Source organism: Pseudomonas veronii, assembly GCF_001439695.1.
Lineage (GTDB): Bacteria > Pseudomonadota > Gammaproteobacteria > Pseudomonadales > Pseudomonadaceae > Aquipseudomonas > Aquipseudomonas veronii.
In genome coordinates, this window is record NZ_JYLL01000029.1 from 1 (window position 1) to 23,330 (window position 23,330).

Sequence of the window (23,330 nt, forward strand, 5' to 3'; positions counted from 1 at the left end):
GAACTCAGCAGTGAAACGATGCATCGCCGATGGTAGTGTGGGGTTTCCCCATGTGAGAGTAGGTCATCGTCAAGATTAAATTCCAGAACCCCTGTTTGCTCGCGCAGACAGGGGTTTTGTTTTGGGCGGTCGGAAAGGGTCAAGTGGCTCGCCCCCCTCGGTACTCGACAAAATTGCGCAGTTATTTCTGAACCAGACCACTAGAATAGGTACCTAACCTTTTTTAGCGTCCGAGCCCTATCTATGCCCGATCCGGTTGATGCCCCCAAGGTGTCGGATTTACCCCTGGACGACCTGGTGGCATGCCATGAGTGCGATTTATTGATGCGCAAACCTGTGCTCGCCCTCGGCGAAAAAGCCCAGTGCCCGCGCTGCGGTTACGAGCTGTACGCGCATCGCCACAACGTCGTCGAACGAAGCCTCGCCTTAGTCTTGGCAGCGCTATTGTTGTACATCCCCGCGAACTTTTTGCCCATCATGCAGCTCAATCTACTCGGACAGTCCTCGGAGGACACCGTGTGGACCGGCGTCGTCGGCCTGTTCGACACCGGCATGCACGGCGTCGCTGCCGTCGTGTTCCTGTGCAGCATGGGTATTCCCCTGCTCAAGTTGCTCTGCCAATTGGCGGTGTTGCTCAGCATCCGCTGGAACATCGGTCGCAGTTACGGGCTGTTGCTCTACCGCATTTACCATCACCTGAGAGATTGGGGGATGTTGGAGGTGTACCTGATGGGCGTCCTGGTGGCGATCGTAAAGCTCGCCGACATGGCCTCCATCACGATTGGCCTGGGTCTGGTCTGCTTCGTCAGCCTATTAATGGTTCAGGTTCTGCTTGAGGTGGTGATGTCGCCCCACCAGATCTGGCAAGCACTGTCAGGAGAGGATGATCATGCGGGCGATTGATGCAGGCATTCTGATTTGTACCGAATGCCACGAATTGAACAAGCAAGAACCGGACACCGATGAGCAAACCTGCACCCGTTGCGGTGCGCTGGTCCATGCCCGTCGTCCCAACAGCCTGACGCGCACCTGGGCCTTGCTGATCACCGCTGCGATTCTCTATATCCCGGCCAACCTGTTACCGATTATGACCGTCAATTCCCTCGGCCAGGGCGATCCCAGTACCATCATGTCCGGCGTGATCCAACTGGTGCAGCACGGCATGTTCCCCATCGCCGCCGTGGTGTTCATCGCCAGCATCCTGGTGCCGACGTTCAAGCTCATAGGTATTGGTCTGCTACTGTTCTCGGTGCAGCGTCACCAACCGCTGTCCGCGCAACAACGGATTATCATGTACCGCTTTATCGAATTCATCGGCCGCTGGTCCATGCTGGATATCTTCGTGATCGCCATCCTGGTGGCGGTTGTAAACTTTGGACGGCTTGCCAGTGTCGAGGCCAACCTCGGCGCGGCGGCGTTCGCCAGTGTGGTGATCTTGACGATGCTTGCCGCAGTAACTTTTGATCCCCGACTGATTTGGGATAACACGGAGTCGGACGACGACCATGAGTGATTTGCCTAAAGCTAAAACCCGCCCGGCTTCCAACTGGTCGGCTATTTGGGTACTGCCCCTGATCGCCCTGATCATCGGCGGTTGGTTGGGCTGGCGTGCCTATTCTCAGCAAGGCATCGAGATCCAGGTACGCTTCGAAAGCGGCGAAGGCATCCAGGTCAACAAGACCGAAGTAGTCTACAAAGGCATGCCCGTGGGCAAGGTCAAGACCCTGGCCCTGGACGACGAAGGCAACAATCGCGGGGTGATTGCCACCATCGAGATGAACAAGGACGTCGAGCAATACCTCAAGACCAACACGCGCTTCTGGCTGGTCAAACCCAGCGTCAGCCTCGCCGGCATCACCGGCCTGGAGACCCTTGTGTCGGGGAACTACATTGCCGCCAGCCCCGGCGACGGTGAGCCCACACGCAAATTCAAGGCGCTGTCCGAAGAACCGCCCTTGTCCGACGCCAAGCCAGGCCTGCACCTGACCATCAAGGCCGACCGCCTTGGCTCGCTCAACCGCGGCAGCCCGGTGTTCTACAAGCAGATCCAGGTCGGCCAGGTCAAAAGCTACCTGTTGTCCGAGGACCAGAGCACCGTCGAGATCAAGGTCTACATCGAACCGACCTACGCCAGCCTGGTGCGCAAACACACGCGTTTCTGGAACGCCAGCGGCATCAGCATCGACGCCAACCTCTCCGGCGTGAAGGTGCGCAGCGAATCGCTCTCCAGCATCGTCGCCGGCGGTATCGCCTTCGCCACCCCGGAGAATCGCAAGGACAGCCCGCCGACCGACTCGAGCCTGCCCTTCCGTCTGTATGAAGACTTCGACGCCGCCGCCGCCGGCATCAAGGTCAAGGTCAAACTCACCGACTTCGAAGGCCTGCAGGCCGGGCGCACCCCGGTGATGTACAAAGGCATCCAGGTCGGCAGCCTGAAAACCCTGAAGATCGACCCGGACCTGTCCAGCGCCAACGCCGAGCTGACCCTCGACCCATTGGCCGAAGACTACCTGGTACAGGACACCCAGTTCTGGGTGGTCAAGCCGTCGATTTCCCTGGCTGGCATCACTGGGCTCGAGGCGTTGGTCAAAGGTAACTACATCGCGGTTCGTCCCGGTGACAAAGGTTCTCCGCCCCAACGGGAATACGTGGCTCGAGCCAAGGCGCCGCCCTTGGACCTGCGTTCCCCTGGCCTGCACATGGTGCTGTTCACCGACAGCCTCGGCTCCTTGGATGTCGGCAGCCCGATCCTCTACAAGCAGGTCAAGGTCGGCTCGGTGCAGAGCTATCAGTTCTCGCGCAAGAACAAACAGCTGGTGATCGGCGTCCATATCGAGAAGGAGTACGCCAACCTGGTCAATGGTTCGACGCGTTTCTGGAACGCCAGCGGCGTGACCCTGACCGGCGGCCTCACCGGCGGTATCCAGGTGAAAAGCGAATCCCTGGCCAGCCTGATGTCCGGCGGTATCGCCTTTGAAACGCCGGAACCGAACGTGCCGCTGAAAAAACGTATCCCACGTTTCCGCCTGTTCGCCGATCGTGAAGCGGCCAATCAGAGTGGCACCCTGGTGACCATCAAAGTCGACCGCGCCGACGGCCTGCGCCCCGGCACCCCGGTGCGTTTCAAAGGCCTGGACGTCGGTAAGATCGAGAGCGTCGACCTCAGCGCCGATCTGCAATCGGTGCTGCTCGGTGCGCGCATCACCCAGGTGACGGATCGCATCGCACGCGTCGGCAGCCAGTTCTGGGTGGTCAAGCCGGAACTGGGCCTGATGAAAACCTCGAACCTGGAAACCCTGGTCACCGGCCAATACATCGAAGTGCTGCCCGCGCTGAAAAACGCCGGGCCGCAGAAGAGCTTCGTCGCGTTGGACCAGCCGCCCGAAGCCGTCCACCAGGAGGCAGGCCTGAGCCTGGTACTGAGTGCCGCACGCCGTGGTTCGCTCAAAGAAGGCGTGCCCGTCACTTACCGCGAAGTCACTGTGGGCAAAGTCACCGGCTACGAATTGGGCCAGACCGCTGACCGCGTGCTGATCCACATCCTGATCGAGCCCAAGTACGCGGCGTTGGTGCGCAGCGGCAGCCGCTTCTGGAACAGCAGCGGTTTTGGTCTCGACTTCGGCCTGTTCAAAGGCGCGACGGTACGCACCGAGTCCCTGGAAACCCTGGTTGCCGGCGGCATCGCCTTCGCCACGCCCGATGGCGAACGCATGGGCAGCGCCGCGCGGCCGCAGCAAACCTTCCCGCTGTTCGATAAGTTTGAGGATGAGTGGCTGACCTGGGCGCCTAAGATTCCGCTGGGCAAGTAGGCCGAGGCGCGGCTATCGCGGGCAAGCCCCCTCCCACAGATGAGCGCATTCCTACAGGATAAACGCGGTCACTTGTGGGAGGGGGCTTGCCCGCGATGAGGCCCTCAAAAACACCACCAAACCCCAGCCCACAAAAAAGGCCGCGATCCATAAGATCGCGGCCTTTTGGCATTTCACCGCCGAACGTCAGACCTCATCCAACTCCGGCTCATCCGCCTGCACCGTCACCGTTGCCTTCACCGCATCATGGCGCCGGATGTACTTCCAGTCCGCCTCATCGATGTAGATCCCGTTCGGCCCGCTGCCGCCTTCCAGGTCGATCGCCACCTGGGCCGACACCTGCGGCTTCACGCTCGCCAGGATCGGCACGAAGCCCAATTGCAGGCTGGTCTCCAGCAGCGCCGCCTGGTTCTTCTCATCGATGTCGGCCGCTTCGTCGAGGTAGTACGGCAAGCGCACGCGCCCGGCCTGGTCGCGGTCCATCAAGTGCAGCAACAAATACATGTTGGTCAGCGCCTTGATGGTCATGGTGGTGCCGTTGGACGCCGCGCCATCGATGTCGGTGTGAATCACCGGCTGGCCATGCACCTTGGTGATCTCGAACGCCAGTTCGAACAAGTCCTTGAGGCCCAACTGGTTGTGGTTGGCCGCCACCAGGCGCGCCAGGTATTCCTTGGCCTCTTCGTTCTTGTTGTCCTGCTCGGCGCTCTGGCTCAAGTCGAACACCGACAGGGTTTCGCCTTCTTCGTACTGACCGGCGCTGTGGATGATCTGGTCGATATGCTTGAGCGCTTCCTTGTTCGGTGCCAGCACGATGCGGAAACTCTGCAGGTTCGACACCTGGCGCTTGTTGATCTCACGGTTGAACAAGGCCAGTTGGTGTTCCAGGCTGTCGTAGTCGCTGCGGATATTGCGCAAGGTCCGTGCGATATCGGTGACCGCCGCGCGCCGTGCCTTGCCCAGGGTCAGGGCTTCGTCGGTACGGTGAGCATAGGCGTTGATCAGCAGTTGCAGACGCCGCTCCACGTCATCCTCGCTGTCGAATTTGGCCACGCCCTTGAGGCGAACCTGGGCGTACAGCGCTTCGATCTGGCCATCAGCGCGCAGCAAGCCTTGCCAACTGTCCTGATAGTCATTGAGCAGCGGCAGCAGGTTGTCCATGGAATCGTCGACCGGGTCCATGAACGGCGTGCCGAACGGCAAGTCCGCCGGCAGCAACTGGCGACGGCGCAAAGCGTCATCCAGGGTGCGTTGCTTGGCTTCCATATCGCCGATCTGGCGACCGACCAGTTGCAGCTTGGCCGACAGTTGCTGGACACGTTCGGTGAACGCATCGCTGGAGCGTTTCAATTCATCCTGGGCGGCTTCCATCTGCGCCAGCTGTTCCAGCTTCTCGCCTTCTTCGGCGCTCAGGGTTTGCGCACGGCGGAAATCTTCCAGGGCCTTTTGCGCGTCCAGCACTTGCTGGTACAGCGCTTCGGTCTGGGTTTTACTCGCGGCGCGGTCAGAGGCCACCGCCTGCTGCGTCTTGAGCTGCTTGAGTTCTTTTTCCAGGCGCTCTTTCTGGTCGCGCAACGCCGCACGATCCGCCAGGGCCTGCAAGGCGGGCGGCTCGATGTGGGAGATGTCGATCGACAGCCCCGGCACTTCAAAGCGCTCACCCTTGAAACCATCAAGGATCAGTTCCAGGGATTTGACCCACTGGCCGTCCTCATCCAGCGTGATGCCATGCTCACCCAGCGGCAGGCTGAACAGCGAACTGTTGAACAGACGCATCAGACGCTCGACATCTTGCTGCGAGAATTCTTCGCGCAGCTTGGCGTAACTGTTGTTGTCTGCGTGATCGAGCTGTTGCTTGACCGACTTCAGGCGTTTTTCCAGCTCGCGCAGGCGCTCGTCCAAGTCCTCGGCGCTGAACTGCCGCGACTGCGCCAGGGCGCCGGCGAGTTCATCGTGGGCATCCTTGGCTGCCAGCAGTTGCTGTTCCAGCACCCTGACATCATCGACCAGCGCAAAGCGATGCTTGAGCACCGACAGCTCGCCCAGCCAACGCTGGATACCGCTGATTTCGCGCTCCAGGCGCATCAGCTCCTGGGTGCCGCCACGTTGGTCGTGCTGCAGCGCGTCCTGCTCGTTGCGGTAGTGCTCGGCCTGGATGGTCAGCTCTTCCTTGCGCGCACTGGCGTAGTCCGACCAGGTGCCCAGCAGCGAGTCCAACAGCGGCGACAGGCGATGCAATTTGCCGCGCAGGATGTCGCGTTGTTTCACGCCATTGGCCAGGGCCTCGACCAGCGGGCCGGCGGCGACCAGGGAGTTGTAGTCCTGCTCCATGCGTCGCACGTCGCGGAAGGCTTCTTCACACGCGGCGATGTAATCGACACTGCCGGAGCGCAGGCTGTGCTCAAACGCATCGAGGAACAATTGCTTGAGCTTGGCTGCGGTGATTTCGCGCATGTGCAGCAGGTTGATAAACAGCGCGCGGAAGGTCTTCAGGCTCTGTTCGCTGGTGGAACGCAGCGGGATCAGCGTCAGGTCCAGCGGGATCGACGTGTGGCCGCCGACCAGCAAACGACGTAGTTCATCGGGCTTGAGTTCGTAGGCTTTCAGGCCCTCGCGCTCCAGGTTGGTGAACAGCTCTTTCTGGCGCAGGCAGGTGTCGTTTTTCTGGTAGTGGGCCAGGTCGAGCTTACCGGCGTAGGCAAAGAACTGGTGACCGAAACCACCGCCCGGGCCGCGCCCGACCACGCCGATCACATGCGGGCCGTGGGGCAGGGAGACTTCCACGAGGATGTAGCTGGTGTCGGTGGCGAAGTAGAAGCGCCGCGATTGTTCCAGGGTGTACTTGCCGAAACTCATGTCCGACATGCGCGCCAGGATCGGGAACTGCAAGGCGTTGATCGATGCGGATTTACCCAGGTTGTTCGCGCCGTACACCGACAGCGGCTCTTCGAGCGGGAACAAACCGAGGCTGTAGCCGGCGGTATTCAATAGGGCGAAGCGGCGGATGCCGTAGCGTTCCTTGCTCATGCGTCGGTCTCCTGTTCTTCGGCAATGGCGCGGGCCAGGGCGTCTTCTTCGCTTTCGTCGGCAAAGTCGCTCAAGTCCAGCGGGTCATCGGTCTTCAGCAGTTTTTCATCGCTGTCTTCATCGATGAGCACCGGTGTCGGCAATGGCAGCACGCTGTGGATGCTGGCCGCGAGGTCGCGGTCCTGTTGCACCGACAGGCACACATCGAGGAAGCGATGCATCGGCGGCAGAAAGCGATAGATGCCGTTTTCTTCGCTGGCAAAACCCAGTTGGGTCATGCGGCGCATGATTTTCTCTTCGAGCTCTTCCTGGGTTTGCACTTCGGCCTGGATAAACAGGTCGCGGTATTTTTCCAGCAGTGACGGCAGTTCATCGCGGCCGAGGCTGCCGCCGTCGAGCACGGCAATCGGGTCGCGGCCCTGGTCGGCCAGGTGCTCGACGATGATAAAGGTGAACAGCGCCAGGCGCTGCGCGGTCTTGTTCACCTGCGCGCTGGCGATGGCCGAATCCGGCACGAAGTAATAGAAACCACGGGTATCGCACACCAGTTCAAAGCCCAGGGCCTTGAACAGCGTGCGGTACTGGTCCTGGAAATTCGACAGTTGTGCGTACAGCTCCGGGTCGCGGCGGCTGACGTGGTAACCCTTGAACAGCTCGCGAAAGATCGGCGCCAGCTGGGACAGTTCGGATAGATCAAGATGCATAAGGGGTGCTCGCAGAATTCTCGGCGGCGTCGGGCGTGGCCGGGAGCAGGGCGAATGAGCGCAGGCTGACCTGATGCTCGTGTGTGTGGTAATCGCGGCGTTCCAGGCGCTCGCGCTTGAAGCGTTTTTCGCGGGACAGGCGCGAGAACCAGTAGAGCAATTCGTCGGTGGCGCCGTCCGGTTCCTGTTCCAGCAGCCATGTCATCAGGTCCGGCATCGGCAGCGCGTCTTCGCAGCGTTCGAGCATTTCCTTGACCGTGCGCGGTGCGCGCTGGGCTTCGCCTTTATGGGACTTGTGCGCCTTGGGGAAGCGCGCCGGTTTCGGCTCGAAGTTCGCCAGGGCGTACACGTAGGCCTCGACCTGGCTGGCGCTGCCGAGGAAGGTGCTTTGCGGCCGGGTGAACATCGGCATCGCGGCCTGCGGCACCGCGTCCAGGCCTTTACGGCGAATGGCCGACAGCGCCAGCGCGGCGCCACGGGTCACGGCGTTGTGCCGACGCGCTTCTTCACGCAGCGGCAGCAGCAGCTCGCGGGCGTGACGCAGGGTCAACTGGGCGCTGGTCTGCATTTCGAGGATGCGCGCGTGGGTGCGCAACAGCATGTCGTCGTCGACCAGATGGCCGAGGCGCTGCTGCTCGGTGAGCAGGCGCAGCAGCACGTTTTCGACCTTGCGCACGCCTTGTTCGAAGGCGCCGTCGGCGTTCACCAGTTGGATCATCGGTTCGACGTATTCGTCCCAGGTCGCCAGCACTTCGGCGTAGCGCTGACGCAACGGGATCTGCCGGTCGCTGGTCTTGGCGCGGTCGGCCACGGCGGCGAGGGCCTGTTCGTCGTTGGCGAGTTTTTTCAGCACGTCGCGCACGCGCATGTCGAGCAGGCGCAGTTGCCGGGCCAGGTCGTGGCCGTCACGGATGTCGAAGGCGTCCTGGATATAACCGGCCAGGCGCTCGAGGTGGCGCAGGTAGGCTTCGATTTCCAGGCACAGGCCAAGCCGGTGCTCCTTGCGAAGATAGGCGAGGAAGTCGTGGATCTGCGCATTGAGCTCGAAACGGTTCGGGCTCTTGGCGACAGGCACCAGGATATCCAGGCGAATCCACACGTCCAGCAGGCTGGTGATGTCCTGGGGCGTGCTGTCCAGTTGTTGGGCGGCCAGTTGTGCGCGCAGCTCGCCGAGGCTCAGGGTGCCTTGGTCGAAGTGTTCGCACAGTGGCTCAAGTAAGGCCCAGTGTTCGGCGAGGGCGCGCAGGACGCGCTTGGGTTCGATCATGGGAATGGCCGGCTGGTTGGCGATTAAAAGTCGCAATTGTACTGCATCAGGCGCGGGATTTATCCACAGCCGGTCAGTGCGCAGTGGGCGATTGTTACCGAACAGCGGTAGAATCCCCGCTCTTTACTTATCCACAAGTGGCCGAGCTGTGCTTATCGAGTCCCGACGTCGCGCTTACTTGACTGCCATGCAGGTGGTCAACTGGCTGCCCCGCACCGAACTGCCGTTTGCCGCCCCGTCGCGGCCCGAGCTGCTGCAGGCGCTCGAGCCCGATGACGGATTGGAAACGTCGGGCGAGGAGGCGGCTGCGCCCGTGGCGGTGGTCAAGCCTGAGCCGCCGACGCGGCCGGTGGTCGAACGCGCCAAGGTCGAGGTGCCACGCCCGTCGCCGATGGCCAAGCCGGCGGTGGCTGAAGAGGCGGCCCCGGTGGTCAAGGCGCCTGTCGTCCCACCGCCGCGGTTTGCCCTGCAATTGCTGCGGGCCGGGCGTTGCCTGTTGCTGGTCGAGCTGCCTACCGGCGAGCGCTTCCAGACCCGCGATCCGGCCTACATGTTGCTCAAGGACATGCTGCGCGCCGCCGGCCTGCCCGACAGCCCGCAAATCGTCGGCGACCCGGTGCGCTGGCCGTTGCTGGTGCGCGGCACCATGGACCAGGGCCCGGACGCCGCGCGGGATTTTGTGCAAGGTTTTGTGTCGGCACGCCTGGAAGACGAACCCTGCGTGTGCCTGTGGCTGATCGGCCTGCCCGCCGTGCGGTTTGCAGGCGAAGCCGATGCCGAAGTCTGGTACCGCGAGCTGCAGGTCGAAGGCCTGGGCTCGGTATGGGCCCTGCCGGGCCTGGAATTATTAATGGAAGAGCCACAGCGTAAGGCTGATGTCTGGCAAGCCATGCGCCGGCTGATGGCGCGCTGGAAAACAATCGATGAGTGAGGCTTTATCCTTCCGCCCGATGACCGAGGCCGACCTCGACGCCGTGCTGAAAATCGAATATGCGGCATACAGCCACCCCTGGACCCGCGGGATCTTTCTCGACGGGCTGGGCAAGTACCAGATCTGGCTGATGTTCGAAGGTGAGCAGCAAGTGGGCCACGGGGTGGTGCAGATCATCCTCGATGAAGCGCATTTGCTGAACATCACCGTCAAACCGGAAAACCAGGGCCGCGGTCTCGGCCTGGCGCTGCTCGAGACCCTGATGTCCCGCGCCTATGCCGCCAGCGCACGGGAATGTTTCCTCGAAGTGCGTGACAGCAATGCCGGCGCGTTCCGGCTGTATGAACGCTATGGCTTCAATGAAATCGGCCGTCGGCGCGATTACTACCCAGCCGTCGGCGGTCGCGAAGATGCGGTCGTGATGGCCTGCACCCTCGTCGACTGAACACGCAACCCATGTGGGAGCCAGCGCCCTCCCACATTTGGAACTACAGGGTGTCAGCGGTTGCCGTCGACAGGATCTCGCTCGGCCAATTCGGCCTCATCCAACCCGTTGCCGCCGCCGATGTCATCTTCATTCACGATGCTCAGGTCCCAATCGGCCTGTTCGCCTTCGCCTTCTTCCTGTGCATCCCGTGCGCCGTCCTCGCGGATCAGGTTCTCCGGGCTCATCTCGTCATCGGTCGTCTCGGCCTCGCCCACCCGTTTATCGCGCATCCGGTGTTTGCGCTCGACAAGCGGCAGTTCATCGCCGATTTGCGCCGTCGGCTCTTGATCGTCAAAGTCCAGCTCGCGCACCGAGCCCATGCGATCCTCATTGTCATCAATCGGTTCCGGCTGTGTAGCGCCGTATGGACGTCGTGATTCAGTCATGGCCAATCCTCATACTGTGGGGCTTATAGTGTGTGGACAGGCCTGGCGCACCAAGATTCAAGTCATCGCCTGCCGTCTATCTTTATTCCGGGCGTGACCCGGACGGGCGGTCGTCTGTCAAAGCTGCGCATCATTCCTGAGGCTTTCCCTGATGAACGAACTACAAGAGCTGCTTGATAACAACGAACGCTGGGCGGATGCGATCAAACAGGAAGATCCCGAATTCTTCGCCAAACTGGCCCGCCAGCAAGCACCGGAATACCTGTGGATCGGCTGTTCCGACGCCCGCGTACCGGCCAACGAAATCGTCGGCATGCTGCCGGGTGATCTGTTCGTACACCGTAATGTGGCCAACGTGGTGCTGCACACCGACCTTAACTGCCTGTCGGTGATTCAGTACGCCGTCGATGTGCTCAAGGTCAAACATATCCTGGTCACCGGCCACTATGGCTGCGGCGGTGTGCGGGCGTCGATGCAGGACCGTCAGTTCGGCCTGATCGACGGCTGGCTGCGCACCATTCGCGACCTTTACTACGAAAACCGCGATCTGCTGGCCAAGTTGCCGACTGAGGAAGAGCGCGTCGACCGCCTCTGCGAATTGAACGTGGTTCAGCAGGTGGCCAACGTCGGTCATACCAGCATCGTGCAAAACGCCTGGCACCGGGGGCAGAGCCTGTCGATCCACGGTTGCATCTACGGCATCAAGGATGGCCGCTGGAAGAGCTTGAACACCACTATCACTGGTTTTGAGCAGTTGCCGCCGCAGTATCGCTTGCGCCCGCTGGGTGAAGCCTAAGGGCGCTTGCGCTCGCGCCACAGGGTCATGAACGTCTGCCCTTCGGCGTTCAGCGGCTCCTGGCTGCCGGTGATCCAGCCCCGGCAGTTCAGCTCGCCGCATTGGCACGCGAACTGCCGGAACAGCGCGTCCTCGGTGCAGGCGTAATCCAGGGTCAACAGGGCGCCGGCCGCGATGGGCTGCACGGTCCAGAGCTCCAGGTAGGTGGTGTCCAAAAATACATTCGGGTTGCAGGAGTGGCGCAGCAGGCCGCAGAACCAACAGTCGTACAAGTGGATGCGCGGCGACAGTTGCAAGGTGTGCGGGCGTCGCTCGTTCACCGCGTAGCCGGAGACCTTGGCAATGCGTATGCGACTCTCAAAGGCGATGCGCGTCTTGACCCTGGCCCCGGCGCCGTCCCTGGCGTGGCTGACCTGGAAGTGTTTGGACGAAGGGTAGCCCTGCCCGACGAACAGTGTCTTGAACGGGTAAAGGCAGTCATTCACAGGGTTTACAGCCTTATCCATGGCGCGAGTTTTCATAACTCTCCTGGGTTGGGCTGCATCGACCTGCGGGTGGTGTCTGACTGCCAGTCTTGCAGCGGATGGGCCCGGATCAAGACTCGCTGAACATAACGCCGATTTCTACTGTCAACTTTGACAGTAGAAATCGGTTTTTTTTTTGCGTTTTTACAGCGCCGGGGCGCTGATCGTCGGGGTGGGCGCGGCGTCTTTCAGTTGTTTGAGCTGGGCTTTGATCGCGGACGTGGCGCATTTGGCGTTGGCCTGTTCCGGGGTCAGGTTGCGCACCGAGGTGTAGAACAATTCGCAGGTCTGTTCTTTACGCGTGACCTGCCAGGTGTTCATGCACGCCTTGAGCAGCACATTCGCATCGCTCGCCGGTTTCTGGCCCATTCCGGCTTGCCAGCAGGCGGCGCTCAAATCCTGGCCCATCACTTTCAAACCGGCCTCGTCGGCCTTCTGCTCGTTACCGTCATACGTGTCGGGGCTTGCCGCATACCAGATGTAACTGGGGTGGTTGGCGCCCAGGACCGAGACGGTTTTGCCGGGGATCGGGCTGATCTGCGCCAGGCCCAGCACACCCACGGTTTGCCCGTATTGTTGCTTGATCCAACTGCGCACCGGTGCGCCGAACGCGACCATCGGCAACGCACCTTTGGGCGGCAGGCTCAGTTCCTTGACCATGCGTGTCTGGTAGTCGGTGAAGTAGCTGTAGACGTTTTCCAGGTCTTTCCCGGCGTTGGACGGCGCGGCGATCGGGGCGATGTCGATGATGGTCTGGTAGGCCGGGGTTTCGGTGGCCGGAATGCCATTGTCGACGAGCAGGGCGGCCCAGCGGTCGGTGGTGGCCGATTCCAGGTAATCTTGGGCCTGGGTCAGTGAGTAATCTGGCGGAAAGTGCAGCAGTTCGATGCTTTTGCGGTTTTCCAGGGCCATGCCCAGCGGCAGGAACAAGTACCAGTTGTAAGCCCACTTGCCATCGCTGTTAAGCCGGCTCGCGCCCTGGTAGGCCAGGTCGGCGGTAGCGAGCAAGCTCGTCAGCGGCTGGCCATAGTTGTCGGGCACGCCGCTGAAGGTCGCCGCGACCTGGCCGTCATGCTTTCTGACGCTGACCTTGGCGCGGCTGTAACCGTCGCGCTGCAGGCTCTGGTTGAGGTAGTGCTCGACGGTCTGCTCCAGCGTCCACGGCCGGAAGCAGATCACGTTGCAGTTATTGGGGTAAGCGAACAACTGGGTAACCCGTTGCGTGCTGCCCAGCGGTACGTCGATGTCGGCCTGTACGACCGCACTCGCGATCAGTGCGGCCAAGGTGAAGGACAACCTGGTCGGTTTAAACATAGATGATTCCTTGTCAGCGAGAGCCCGTCTGCGCGGGGTGAAAGCCCACCTCCACACAGTAGCGGCTGACCAGGAAAACCGCGTGCAAAATCGCCGGGCGTGTCGCTATTGGATAAGCCGTCCTACACCTCGAACTGCAACGCATTGCTCAAGTCGCCCATCGGTTTCTGGCCGCGGGCGATCATGGCGTCGTCGCGCCGCTTGAGCCCGTCCAGTGTCTCCAACTGGAAGACGCGGGTGATCAGGCGCAGGATCGACGCGGTGTCGTACACCGTATGGTCCACCGTGCCTTTGCGCGCGAACGGCGACACCACCAGGGTCGGAACCCGTGTGCCAGGGCCCCAGCGGTCGCCTTTGGGCGGTGCCACGTGGTCCCACCAGCCGCCGTTTTCATCGACGGTCACCACCACCACCATGTTTTTCCACTGCGGGCTTTCCTGCAGCACCTTGAGGGCGCGGGTGATATGGCGGTCGCCCGAGGCTACGTCGGCATAACCGGCGTGCATGTTGAGGTTGCCCTGGGGTTTGTAGAAGGTCACGGCGGGCAGCTTGCCCGCCTGCGCGTCGGCAAAGAACTTGTTGGTGCTCGACTCATCGCCCAGGCCCGCGTCGCGCAGGCGCTTGTCACGCTCCGCGCGGTTTTCCGGGCCCTGTTGCTTGAAGTAGTTGAACGGCTGGTGGTGGTACTGGAAGTTGGGGATCTTCGGAATGCCGCCCGAGTCCTTGAACTGTTCCAGCGTCGCTTGCCAGGCCCCGGCGTACCAGGCCCAGTCGATGTTCTTTTTCGACAGCTTGTCGCCGATGTGTTCGTGGGTCTGCGGCACCAGCACGTTGGGCAGGTCGGGCTTGGCGTAGTCCGGGTTTTGCGGGTCGCGAATCCAGGTCGGCCAGTAGGGCGGGGCCAGGGTGTTCACGGCGTAACCGTCCGGGGTCAGCGCGCTCGGGCCGAACTGCGGCGGGCCGCTCATGGCGCTGGCCGGGGATTTGTCCAGGGGCTTGAGGCGTGGGTCGGTGGGATCGTCGCTTTGCAGCGTGGCGATCTGCGCCTTGGCCACCGACTGCGCGGCGTTCGGATAAACCGGCGCGGTCGCGCTGATCAGGTATTGGTGGTTGAGGAACGAGCCGCCAAATGCGCCCTGGAAGAAGTTATCGCAGAGCACAAACTCCTTGGCCACGTCCCACAGGCGCAGGGAATAACGGCTCTGGGCGTAATGCCCCATCACCAGGCCGCCGGAGTCGGCCCAGGCGACGAAATTGTCGTTCTTGCCGCCGTTGATCTGCATCTGGTTCTGGTAGAACACGTGCCACAAATCCCGGGTGACCAGGCTCAAGGGCAGGTCTTCGGCGTTCGGGCCCTTGAGGGCGAACGGGGCGTTGGGCAGGTTTTCCTGGAATTGCACTTCGCTGGGGTAGGTCACCCCGTCGACGCTTTGCGAGCCGACTTGCAACACACCACCCCACACCGGGGGCAGGGTGGTCAATACGCTGGCGTCGCGGTCGCGCTGCTGATAGTCGGCGGGAGACAACGCCGACAGCGGTTTCTCCAGCCCGGGGAAATCGGCAAACAGGTTGTTGAAGCTGCGGTTTTCGGCGTAGATCACCACGACGGTTTTCACTTGGTCGTGTAATGCCTTATCCAACTCTTGCGGCGTGAGCGGCCGAGGCAGCGGTTTGCCCGGCGCGTCGCCGGGATTGCCGCAGGCACTCAAGGTCGCGCCCACCCCCAGCACCGCTGCGCCGCCGAGGAAGCGTCGCCGGCTGGTGTCTACCGGCGGTTGATCGATGGAATCGGGGGCCGGGCGGTCTTCGTGCTCGTCACTCATTGCGGGAGTCCTTGCTGGCGGTTTGTTGCAAGATATTTCGCCAGGACGGTAGCAGTGGAATGTGACGCAGGGAAGACAGCTTGAAGTTACACGCTTTAAGCGGAAAGCCTGGAGCTACAAACCTCAAGCTTGCCGCTGCGTTTAAGGCATCACCGGCGGCAAATACTTCAACGTCGTCCCCAACGCCCACAACAAAAACAACACCAACGGCGCGTGTACCAGCAACTGCACGAACGAAAACCCGATCAGATCCCGCGCCTTCAGCCCCAACACGCCCAGCAGCGGCAGCATATAAAACGGGTTGATCAAATTCGGCAGCGCCTCGGCCGCGTTGTAGATCTGCACGGCCCAGCCCAGGTGGTATTGCAGGTCAGTGGCCACTTGCATCACGTAGGGCGCTTCGATGATCCACTTGCCGCCGCCCGACGGGATGAAGAAACCCAGCACCGCCGAGTACACGCCCATCAACAGGGCATAGGTGTCGTGGGAGGCGATGGAGGTGAAGAAGGTCGAGATATGGTGAGCCAGGGTCTGGCCGTCGCCGCCCTTGACCACCGTCATCAGCGCGGCAATCGAGCCGTACAGCGGGAACTGGATCAGCACGCCGGTGGTGGTTGGCACCGCGCGGGCGACCGCGTCCAGAAAGCTGCGCGGGCGCCAGTGCAGCAGCGCACCGACCATGATGAACAGGAAGTTATAGGTGTTCAGCCCGGAAATCGCGCTGATCGCCGGTTTGGTCGAGAACTCGTGGAACAACCAACCCGCCGCCAGCACCGCCAGCAGGATCGTCAGCACCGGGCTGTGTTCCAGCCATTCGCCCGGGCGTGTCGGGGCCTGCGGCGTGGGCAGGTTGAAGGCCGGGTCGACCCCGCAGGCCTTGGCGTCACGGGCGCTGTTCGGGCCGGGCGCGGTGGCGTAGGCGATGATCAGCGAGACCACGATCAGCGCCAGCAGCAGCACGCCGGATTGCCACAGGAAGATGGTGTCGGTGAACGGGATCACCCCGGTGATCGACAGGATCGACGGCGGCAAACTGGCCGGGTTGGCCTGCAACTGCGCGGCCGACGACGACAGCCCCAGCGCCCATACCGCGCCGAGCCCCAGGTAGGCCGCGGCACCGGCAGCGCGGTAGTCCATGCGCAAGTCCGTGCGCCGCGCCAATGCGCGCACCAGTAAACCGCCGAACACCAGGGACAGCCCCCAGTTGAGCAACGAGGCAACCATGGAAATCAACGCCACCCAAGCCACGGCCGAGCGGCCGTTCTTCGGGATGCGCGCCAGGCGGTCGATCAGTTTCACCGCCGGTGGCGAACTGGCGACCACGTAACCGCCGATCACCACGAAGGCCATCTGCATGGTGAACGGGATCAGGCTCCAGAACCCATCGCCAAACGCCTTGGCGGCTTCGGTCGGCGCGGCGCCCATGCCCAGGGTCGCCACGGCGACAATGATCACGGCGAGGGCGGCAAACACCCAGGAGTCGGGAAACCAGCGTTCGGCGAAATTGGAGCAGCGCAGGGCAAATCGGGCATAGCGGCTTTCTTCGATAGCATCGGCCACGAGTCATTCCTCTTGTAATTGTTATGGTTTTGGCAGTTTTACGGCATGTTCCGCTACGGCCATTGATATGGGAATGCAGTTATCTTCATCGATCATTGAGGAAAACAAATATATCCGCCGCGATTGCCATCATCCGGCGCAGCTCATAACCTGCACGCCATTTTGTTTGTCTGCCGAGCCTCAACATGACTGCCACCTCGCTTGCCCAGGCGCAGCGTTTTTCCCGCTCCGACTACAAAACCCTGGGCCTGGCCGCCCTCGGCGGTGCCCTGGAAATCTACGACTTCATCATTTTCGTGTTTTTCGCGCTGACCCTCAGCCAACTGTTCTTCCCGCCGGAAATGCCCGAGTGGCTGCGCCTGCTGCAAAGTTTCGGGATCTTCGTCACCGGCTACCTCGCGCGCCCGCTGGGCGGCATCCTGATGGCGCACTTCGCCGATCACCTGGGGCGCAAGCGCGTGTTCAGCCTGAGCATCCTGATGATGGCCTTGCCCTGCCTGCTGATCGGGATCATGCCGACCTACGCGCAAATCGGCTATTTCGCACCGCTGATCCTGCTGGTGCTGCGCGTGCTGCAAGGTGCGGCGGTGGGTGGTGAAGTGCCCAGCGCCTGGACCTTTGTCGCTGAGCACGCGCCGCCCCATCACCGCGGTTACGCCTTGGGCTTCCTGCAGGCCGGCCTGACCTTCGGCTACCTGCTCGGCGCACTGACCGCCACGCTGCTGGCGCAAATCTTCACCCCGGCGGAGATCCTCGACTACGCCTGGCGCTTCCCCTTCCTGCTCGGCGGCGTTTTCGGCGTGATCGGCGTGTGGCTGCGCCGCTGGCTCAACGAAACCCCGGTATTCCTCGACATGCAGGCGCGCCGCCAAGCCGCCGCCGAACTGCCGCTGCGCACCGTATTGCGCGACCATCGCCGCGTGTTGCTGCCGGCGATGATCCTCACCTGCGTGCTCACCTCCGCCGTGGTGGTGCTGGTGGTCATCACCCCGACCATGATGCAGAAAACCTTCGGCATGACGCCCAGCCACACCTTCGCCCTGAGTGCGCTGGGCATTGTGTTCCTGAACATCGGTTGCGTACTCGCCGGCCTGCTGGTGGACCGCATCGGCGCCTGGCGCGCGGTGCTGGTCTACAGCCTGTTGCTGCCACTGGGGATCGCCGTGTTATACGCCAGCCTGATCGCCGGTGGCGTCTGGCTCGGCGCGGCATATGCCGTGGCAGGCTTGAGCTGCGGCGTGGTCGGCGCAGTGCCGTCGGTGATGGTCGGACTGTTCCCGGCGCCGGTGCGGGTGTCAGGCATTTCCTTCACCTACAACATTGCCTACGCGCTGTGGGCGAGCACCACGCCCTTGATGCTGATCGCACTGATGCCGACCAGCCCGTGGATTTGCGTGGGTTATTGCGTGGTGATGGGCGCGGTGGGGGTGGTGAGTGTGGTGCTGTTCAGCAAGCGCCACGCAGTGGATGCAGGCGCTCGCGGAGCCTAAGGGCCACCAATTGACGGGTATTGCGGCCGCTCCTATAGTCAGGTCCACCCCCCGATCAGCACATAGCCCTTCATGACCCAGACGGCCCTTATCAACCCCGCCATTCTGTCCTGGTCTCGCCAGCGGGCGGGGCTGTCTGAGGCTCAGGTCGCCAAGGGGCTTACGGTCAAGACGCAAAGGGTCATGGAGTGGGAGAGCGGCCGGAGCCTTCCCACCTTTAACCAGGCGCAAAAGTGGGCTGCCATCGCGCATGTTCCTTTTGGTTTTCTCTTTCTCCAGGCGCCTCCACAGGAGCATCTGCCACTTCCGGACCTGCGCACGGTAGGCGGCGAATTACCCGATAAACCCAGCCTGGATTTGATGGACACCGTCAGGGATGTGCTACGCAAACAGGCCTGGTACCTGGAGTATTTGCAGGATCACGAACGAGCGCCGCTTTCCTTTGTCGGGAGCTTCAACAGTCGCTCGCCGATCAAGGACGTCGTTGCCGATATCCGTCGTGTCCTGGGCGTAACCGATGCCCCGGCCCGTATGAGTTATGAAGACTATATGCGGGCATTGGTGAGTGGCGCGGAAGACGCCGGCATTCTCGTTATGCGCAGCGGTGTTGCCTTGGGCAATACCCGCAGGAAACTTGATGTCAGCGAGTTTCGAGGATTTGCGATCAGCAACGTGATGGCCCCCGTTGTGTTTATCAACAGTGCGGATGCACCCTCGGCACGGCTTTTTACCCTGGTGCATGAGCTTGCCCATCTCTGGATCGGCAGTACGGGCGTATCCGATGGGGGCAGTCAGGGGCCTGGTCAAGAAGAAGCCTTCTGCAATGCGGTGGCGGGCGAGTTTCTTGCGCCGGGAATCGCCTTCAGCGCGTACTGGGACAGCGATCTTTACTGGGAAGACAACCTGGCGCCTTTGGCGGGGCGCTTTCATGTCAGCACACTCGTCATTGCCCGCCGTGCGCGTGACCTTGGTTACATCAGCGGCGATCAATACGGCGCCTACTACCGACGGATCTTGCAGGCATATCGAGATAAGGACGGCGGTGGAGGGGACTACTACCGTACCGCTGCGACCAGGAACAGTACCCGGTTGAGCAAGGCTGTTCTGGCGCAAGCCCAGAGCGGTCAGATTTTGCTACGCGACGCGGGAAAACTGCTGGGTGTGCAGCCTGCCAAGTTGAAGACGTATGGAATGAAGCTCTCGGCATGAAGCATCTATTGGATTCGAATACGCTGATCGAGGCCAAGAATCGCTATTACGGGATGACGATTTGTCCGGGCTATTGGGCATGGATACTTCAACAACACCAGGCTTTGGAGATTGCCAGTATCGTACCGGTAAGGGACGAGCTGGCTAAAGGCAATGACGATCTGACCCAGTGGGTCAAGAGCAATGCCCAGCTCTTTGAAGACGCCAGCGATGAACGGACTCAAGTGGCATTTGGGTATATCGTCGCCAAAATTGCCGAGCAGGCGCCGCTGATGAAGGTTGGCGCGCTTGAGGAGTTTCTTGAAGGGGCAGACCCGTGGCTGATTGCCAAGGCGATGACGACGGGAGCGGTGGTTGTAACCCATGAAGTGTATAACCCCGATATCAAGCGTAAATACACCATTCCCAATGTGTGCTCACTGGTCGGCGTCTCTTATATGAATACGTTTGAGTTGCTCGGTAAGCTGGACGCACGTTTCGTTTTGCACCGCTGACCCATTGGGGCAAAGAGGTTTTGGTGTCATCAAAGGTAACCGCCTGCTGGCGTGCGGATGACAATTTTGTAACCCGTGCCAGCGTATTTAGCCGATAGCTCTATGATTCATCCAACCACACCCCACGAGGATGTTTCATGAGCGCAGGACACAACCACGCCCAGGTACGCGCCGGCCACGAACGGCAGTTGTGGATGGCCCTCGGGCTGACCAGCAGTTTCATGATTGCCGAGGTGATCGGTGCCTTTATCACCGGCAGCCTGGCGCTGTTGTCCGATGCCGCGCACATGATGACCGACGCCCTGGCCATGGCGATTTCCCTGGTGGCGATCCAGATCGCCAAGCGCCCCGCCGACCGCAAGCGCACGTTCGGCTATGCCCGCTTTGAAATCCTGGCGGCGGCGTTCAATGCCTTGCTGCTGTTTGCGGTGGCGTTCTACATCCTTTATGAGGCCTATCAACGCCTGCAGGCACCCGCCGAAATCCAGTCGACCGGCATGCTGGTGATCGCCGTGCTGGGGCTGCTCGTCAACCTGATCTCCATGCGCCTGCTCAGCGCCGGCAGCGGCGAAAGCCTGAATGTCAAAGGCGCGTACCTGGAGGTCTGGAGCGACATGCTCGGCTCTATCGGCGTGATCATCGCGGCCGTCGTGATCATGTTGACCGGCTGGGCTTGGGTCGACTCCGTGGTGGCGGCGGCGATTGGTTTCTGGGTGTTGCCGCGCACCTGGGTGCTGCTCAAGGACAGCATGAATGTGCTGCTGCAAGGCGTGCCCGACGGCGTCGATATCGACAGCGTGGAGCAGGCCATGCGTGGCGTGCCCGGCGTGAAGGACGTACACGACCTGCATATCTGGGCGCTCACCAGTGGCAAGAACGTGCTGAGCAGCCATCTGGTGGCGGATGCGATGCCGGGCACCGAACAGCAGGTCCTCGCTCAAGTGACGCAATTGCTGCATGAACAATTCGATATTTCCCACGTCACGCTGCAGGTCGAGGGCGAGGGTTTTCATCGTGACGGGCCCGAAGACGCCCATGCTTGAGCCTTGCTAACGGATTTGTAATGTTCGCCCCACCGCCCTGATAAGTACCGAAAGTTACAGTGCCCCGGCTTGGATTTATCCGCCATTTCATGGGCCTGGAACTCTCGTTATGCCAACTCGTGCAAGAACTCTACTGTGCTCGATCATCGTGTTGCTGGCGACGGCGCAAGGGGTCGGCGCCCAAACCCTGACCCTCGACGCCGCCCTGCAAACCGCCTTCGCCAACAACCCCGACCTGGCCGCCGCGCAATGGGAGATCGACATCGCCAGCGGCGGCCGCCAGCAGGCGGGGCTGATCCCCAACCCGGTGGCCTCGTGGGATGCCGAAGACACCCGCCGCGACACCCGCACCACCACGCTCAAGTTAAGCCAGACCCTGGAACTGGGCGGCAAGCGCGGCGCGCGCATCGAGCTCGCCACGCGCGGCCAGGACGTCGCGGCGCTGACCCTCGAACAGCGCCGCAACGGCTTGCGCGCCGAGGTGATCGACAGTTATTACGGCGCCCTTCGCGCCCAGGAGCGCCTCGACCTGGCGCAACGCTCCCTGGCGTTGGCCGAGCGCGGCCTGGTGATCGCCAACGGCCGCGTCAACGCCGGTAAATCGTCGCCAGTGGAAGCCACCCGCGCCCAGGTGCAGTTGTCGGAAATCCGCCTGGAACTCAACCGCGCCCAGATGGGTGTCAGCGATGCCTATCGCCGCCTGGCCGCCAGCACCGGCAGCGCCGCGCCCGACTTCGCCGCCGTCGCCACGCCAAGCAGCGGCCCGGCGACGTTGCCGCCCGCCGCGCAACTGCTGGCGCGTCTTGAACAGACCGCCGAGCTGCGCCTGGCCGAACTGCAAATCCTGCAGAACGAAGCCAGCGTGGGCCTGGAAAAAGCCCAGCGCATCCCCGACCTCGATGTGTCGATTGGCAGCCAGTACGACGCCAGCGTGCGCGAGCGCGTGAATCTGGTGGGCGTATCGATGCCGATCCCGCTGTTCAACCGCAATCAGGGCAACGTGCTCGCGGCCACCCGCCGTGCCGACCAGGCCCGTGACCTGCGCAACGCCGCCGAACTGCGCCTGCGCACCGAAACCCGCCAGGCCCTGGACCTGTGGCAAACCGCGAACACCGAAGTGCGCGCGTTCAACCAGCAGATCCTGCCCGCCGCGCAGAGCGCGGTGGACAGCGCCACCCGTGGCTTCGAAATGGGCAAGTTCAACTTCCTCGACGTCCTCGACGCCCAGCGCACCTTGATCGCTGCCCGCACCCAATACCTCACGGCGACCGCCCAGGCCACCGACGCCTGGGTACGCATCGAACGGATCTACGGCGACCTCGCCCGTTTCTGATTTTTTTTGGAGTCCTCTATGCAGACTAAACATGGCGTGGCGCTAGCCCTTGTCCTGGGCCTGATGCTGTCCGGCCTGGCAAACGCCGAGGAAGAAGAAGGCACACTCGAACTCACCGAGCAGCAGATCGAGGCCGCGGGTATTCAACTGGCCCAGGCCCAGCCGCGGCCGATCAGCACGGTGCTGTCGTTGCCGGGTGAAGTGCGCTTCGATGAAGACCGCACGTCGCACATCGTGCCGCGTGCGGCGGGGGTGGTGGAGGCAGTGAAGGTCAACCTCGGCCAGACGGTCAAGCAAGGCGAGTTGCTGGCGGTGATCGCCAGCCAGCAGATTTCCGATCAGCGCAGCGAGCTGGCCGCCAGCCAGCGCCGCCTCGAACTGGCGCGCACCACCTTCCAGCGCGAGCGCCAACTGTGGCAGGACAAGATCTCCGCCGAGCAGGATTACCTGCTGGCGCGCCAGGCCTTGCAGGAAGCCGAAATCGCCCTGAACAACGCCCGCCAGAAGATGACCGCCCTCAGCGGCAGCGCCGTGCCGGCCGGCGGTAATCGCTATGAATTGCGCGCACCGTTCGCCGGCGTGGTGGTGGAGAAACACCTGGGCGTCGGCGAGGTGGTCAGCGAGACCAGCAACGCCTTCACCTTGTCGGACCTGTCGCAGGTGTGGGTCACGTTCGGCGTCTTTCCCAAGGACTTGAACAAGGTCCGCGTCGGCAAGCCGGTGAAAGTCAGCTCCACCGAAATGGGCACCGAAGTACTCGGTACCGTGGCCTATGTGGGCAACTTGCTGGGCGAGCAGACGCGCACCGCCACCGTGCGCGTGACCGTGCCCAACCCCGATGACGCCTGGCGCCCGGGGTTGTTCGTCGCCGTACAGATCGCCACCGACACCTACCAGGCCAAGGTCACCGTGCCCGAGGCCGCGATCCAGACCGTCGAGGACAAGCCCTCGGTGTTCGTTCGCACGGCGGACGGGTTCGTCACCCGCCATCTGGAACTGGGCGTCAGCGAAAACGGCTACGTCGAAGTGCGCCGGGGCCTCGACGCCGGGGCACAGGTGGCCACGGTTGGCAGCTTCATCCTCAAGTCCGAACTGGGCAAAGGCTCGGCCGAACACGCCCATTGATCCTGCGA

20 protein-coding genes and 1 rRNA gene are annotated in these 23,330 nt (G+C 62.2%); 13 read left to right on the forward strand and 8 right to left on the reverse strand.

The features are described 5' to 3' along the window. The 4 genes from rrf to TU80_RS25010 all read left to right on the forward strand — a co-directional run. Positions 1-75: ribosomal RNA gene (gene rrf, locus TU80_RS34055) — 5S ribosomal RNA — on the forward strand; the annotation flags it as partial. Between the two features lie 168 nt (positions 76-243). Continuing rightward, on the forward strand, positions 244-903 hold the full coding sequence (locus TU80_RS25000) for a paraquat-inducible protein A (RefSeq protein WP_046384830.1): 660 nt from the start codon (positions 244-246) through the stop codon (positions 901-903). Next, the gene (locus TU80_RS25005; RefSeq protein WP_057005631.1) at positions 890-1,513 is read left to right on the forward strand and encodes a paraquat-inducible protein A; all 624 of its coding nucleotides are present in this window, start codon (positions 890-892) and stop codon (positions 1,511-1,513) included. Before TU80_RS25000 ends, TU80_RS25005 begins: the two co-directional genes overlap by 14 nt. Further along, a complete protein-coding gene (locus TU80_RS25010; protein ID WP_057005632.1) occupies positions 1,506-3,809 on the forward strand; it encodes a PqiB family protein in 2,304 nt (767 codons plus the stop codon). Before TU80_RS25005 ends, TU80_RS25010 begins: the two co-directional genes overlap by 8 nt. Before the next feature lie 186 nt (positions 3,810-3,995). Here the strand turns inward: TU80_RS25010 and mksF are convergent, their stop codons facing one another. The 3 genes from mksF to mksB are packed head-to-tail and all read right to left on the reverse strand — an operon-like array spanning position 3,996 to position 8,807. After that, positions 3,996-6,836 carry an Mks condensin complex protein MksF gene (gene mksF / locus TU80_RS25015; protein ID WP_017844513.1) on the reverse strand — a complete coding sequence of 947 codons (2,841 nt, stop codon included), beginning with the start codon at positions 6,834-6,836 and terminating at the stop codon, positions 3,996-3,998. Then, entirely contained in the window at positions 6,833-7,540 is a 708-nt protein-coding gene (gene mksE, locus TU80_RS25020; protein ID WP_046384827.1) for an Mks condensin complex protein MksE, read from the reverse strand. Before mksE ends, mksF begins: the two co-directional genes overlap by 4 nt. Next, positions 7,530-8,807 carry an Mks condensin complex protein MksB gene (gene mksB, locus TU80_RS25025; RefSeq protein ID WP_017844511.1) on the reverse strand — a complete coding sequence of 426 codons (1,278 nt, stop codon included), beginning with the start codon at positions 8,805-8,807 and terminating at the stop codon, positions 7,530-7,532. Before mksB ends, mksE begins: the two co-directional genes overlap by 11 nt. A gap of 187 nt (positions 8,808-8,994) precedes the next feature. Here mksB and TU80_RS25030 point away from each other — a divergent pair, with 187 nt between their 5' ends. Both TU80_RS25030 and rimI read left to right on the forward strand, forming a co-directional pair. Further along, positions 8,995-9,738 (forward strand): hypothetical protein, encoded by a 744-nt coding sequence (locus TU80_RS25030; RefSeq protein WP_017844510.1) that lies wholly within the window; start codon positions 8,995-8,997, stop codon positions 9,736-9,738. Continuing rightward, positions 9,731-10,183: a ribosomal protein S18-alanine N-acetyltransferase gene (rimI, locus tag TU80_RS25035; RefSeq protein ID WP_057005633.1), complete on the forward strand. Its 453-nt coding sequence runs from the start codon at positions 9,731-9,733 to the stop codon at positions 10,181-10,183. Before TU80_RS25030 ends, rimI begins: the two co-directional genes overlap by 8 nt. Before the next feature lie 53 nt (positions 10,184-10,236). On the opposite strand, the gene TU80_RS25040 is transcribed toward rimI, so the two are convergent. Next, on the reverse strand, positions 10,237-10,611 hold the full coding sequence (locus TU80_RS25040) for a hypothetical protein (protein ID WP_046384824.1): 375 nt from the start codon (positions 10,609-10,611) through the stop codon (positions 10,237-10,239). Between the two features lie 151 nt (positions 10,612-10,762). On the opposite strand from TU80_RS25040, the gene can reads away from it, so the two are divergent. After that, positions 10,763-11,407, forward strand: a complete 645-nt coding sequence (gene can / locus TU80_RS25045; RefSeq protein ID WP_017844507.1) for a carbonate dehydratase — start codon at positions 10,763-10,765, stop codon at positions 11,405-11,407. Here can and TU80_RS25050 read toward each other — a convergent pair. The 4 genes from TU80_RS25050 to TU80_RS25065 form a co-directional block, all read right to left on the reverse strand. Continuing rightward, the gene (locus tag TU80_RS25050; protein ID WP_057005634.1) at positions 11,404-11,928 is read right to left on the reverse strand and encodes an SET domain-containing protein; all 525 of its coding nucleotides are present in this window, start codon (positions 11,926-11,928) and stop codon (positions 11,404-11,406) included. The genes can and TU80_RS25050 overlap by 4 nt on opposite strands. A gap of 147 nt (positions 11,929-12,075) precedes the next feature. After that, the gene (locus tag TU80_RS25055) at positions 12,076-13,245 is read right to left on the reverse strand and encodes a hypothetical protein (RefSeq protein WP_057005635.1); all 1,170 of its coding nucleotides are present in this window, start codon (positions 13,243-13,245) and stop codon (positions 12,076-12,078) included. Positions 13,246-13,367: 122 nt separating this feature from the next. After that, positions 13,368-15,068 (reverse strand): acid phosphatase, encoded by a 1,701-nt coding sequence (locus TU80_RS25060; RefSeq protein ID WP_017844504.1) that lies wholly within the window; start codon positions 15,066-15,068, stop codon positions 13,368-13,370. A gap of 141 nt (positions 15,069-15,209) precedes the next feature. Next, positions 15,210-16,628, reverse strand: coding sequence for a short-chain fatty acid transporter (locus TU80_RS25065; RefSeq protein ID WP_017844502.1), 1,419 nt, complete (start codon positions 16,626-16,628; stop codon positions 15,210-15,212). A gap of 185 nt (positions 16,629-16,813) precedes the next feature. Here TU80_RS25065 and TU80_RS25070 point away from each other — a divergent pair, with 185 nt between their 5' ends. From TU80_RS25070 to TU80_RS25095, 6 genes are all read left to right on the forward strand, one after another. Further along, positions 16,814-18,118 carry an MFS transporter gene (locus tag TU80_RS25070; RefSeq protein WP_046384821.1) on the forward strand — a complete coding sequence of 435 codons (1,305 nt, stop codon included), beginning with the start codon at positions 16,814-16,816 and terminating at the stop codon, positions 18,116-18,118. 72 nt (positions 18,119-18,190) lie between these two features. Next, entirely contained in the window at positions 18,191-19,327 is a 1,137-nt protein-coding gene (locus TU80_RS25075; RefSeq protein ID WP_046384820.1) for an XRE family transcriptional regulator, read from the forward strand. Then, positions 19,324-19,821: a DUF4411 family protein gene (locus tag TU80_RS25080; RefSeq protein WP_017844499.1), complete on the forward strand. Its 498-nt coding sequence runs from the start codon at positions 19,324-19,326 to the stop codon at positions 19,819-19,821. Before TU80_RS25075 ends, TU80_RS25080 begins: the two co-directional genes overlap by 4 nt. A 137-nt stretch (positions 19,822-19,958) precedes the next feature. Next, entirely contained in the window at positions 19,959-20,864 is a 906-nt protein-coding gene (locus TU80_RS25085; RefSeq protein WP_046384819.1) for a cation diffusion facilitator family transporter, read from the forward strand. 109 nt (positions 20,865-20,973) lie between these two features. Then, a complete protein-coding gene (locus TU80_RS25090; protein ID WP_057005636.1) occupies positions 20,974-22,197 on the forward strand; it encodes a TolC family protein in 1,224 nt (407 codons plus the stop codon). A gap of 18 nt (positions 22,198-22,215) precedes the next feature. Further along, entirely contained in the window at positions 22,216-23,322 is a 1,107-nt protein-coding gene (locus TU80_RS25095; protein WP_057005637.1) for an efflux RND transporter periplasmic adaptor subunit, read from the forward strand. The last annotated feature ends 8 nt before the right edge of the window (positions 23,323-23,330 follow it).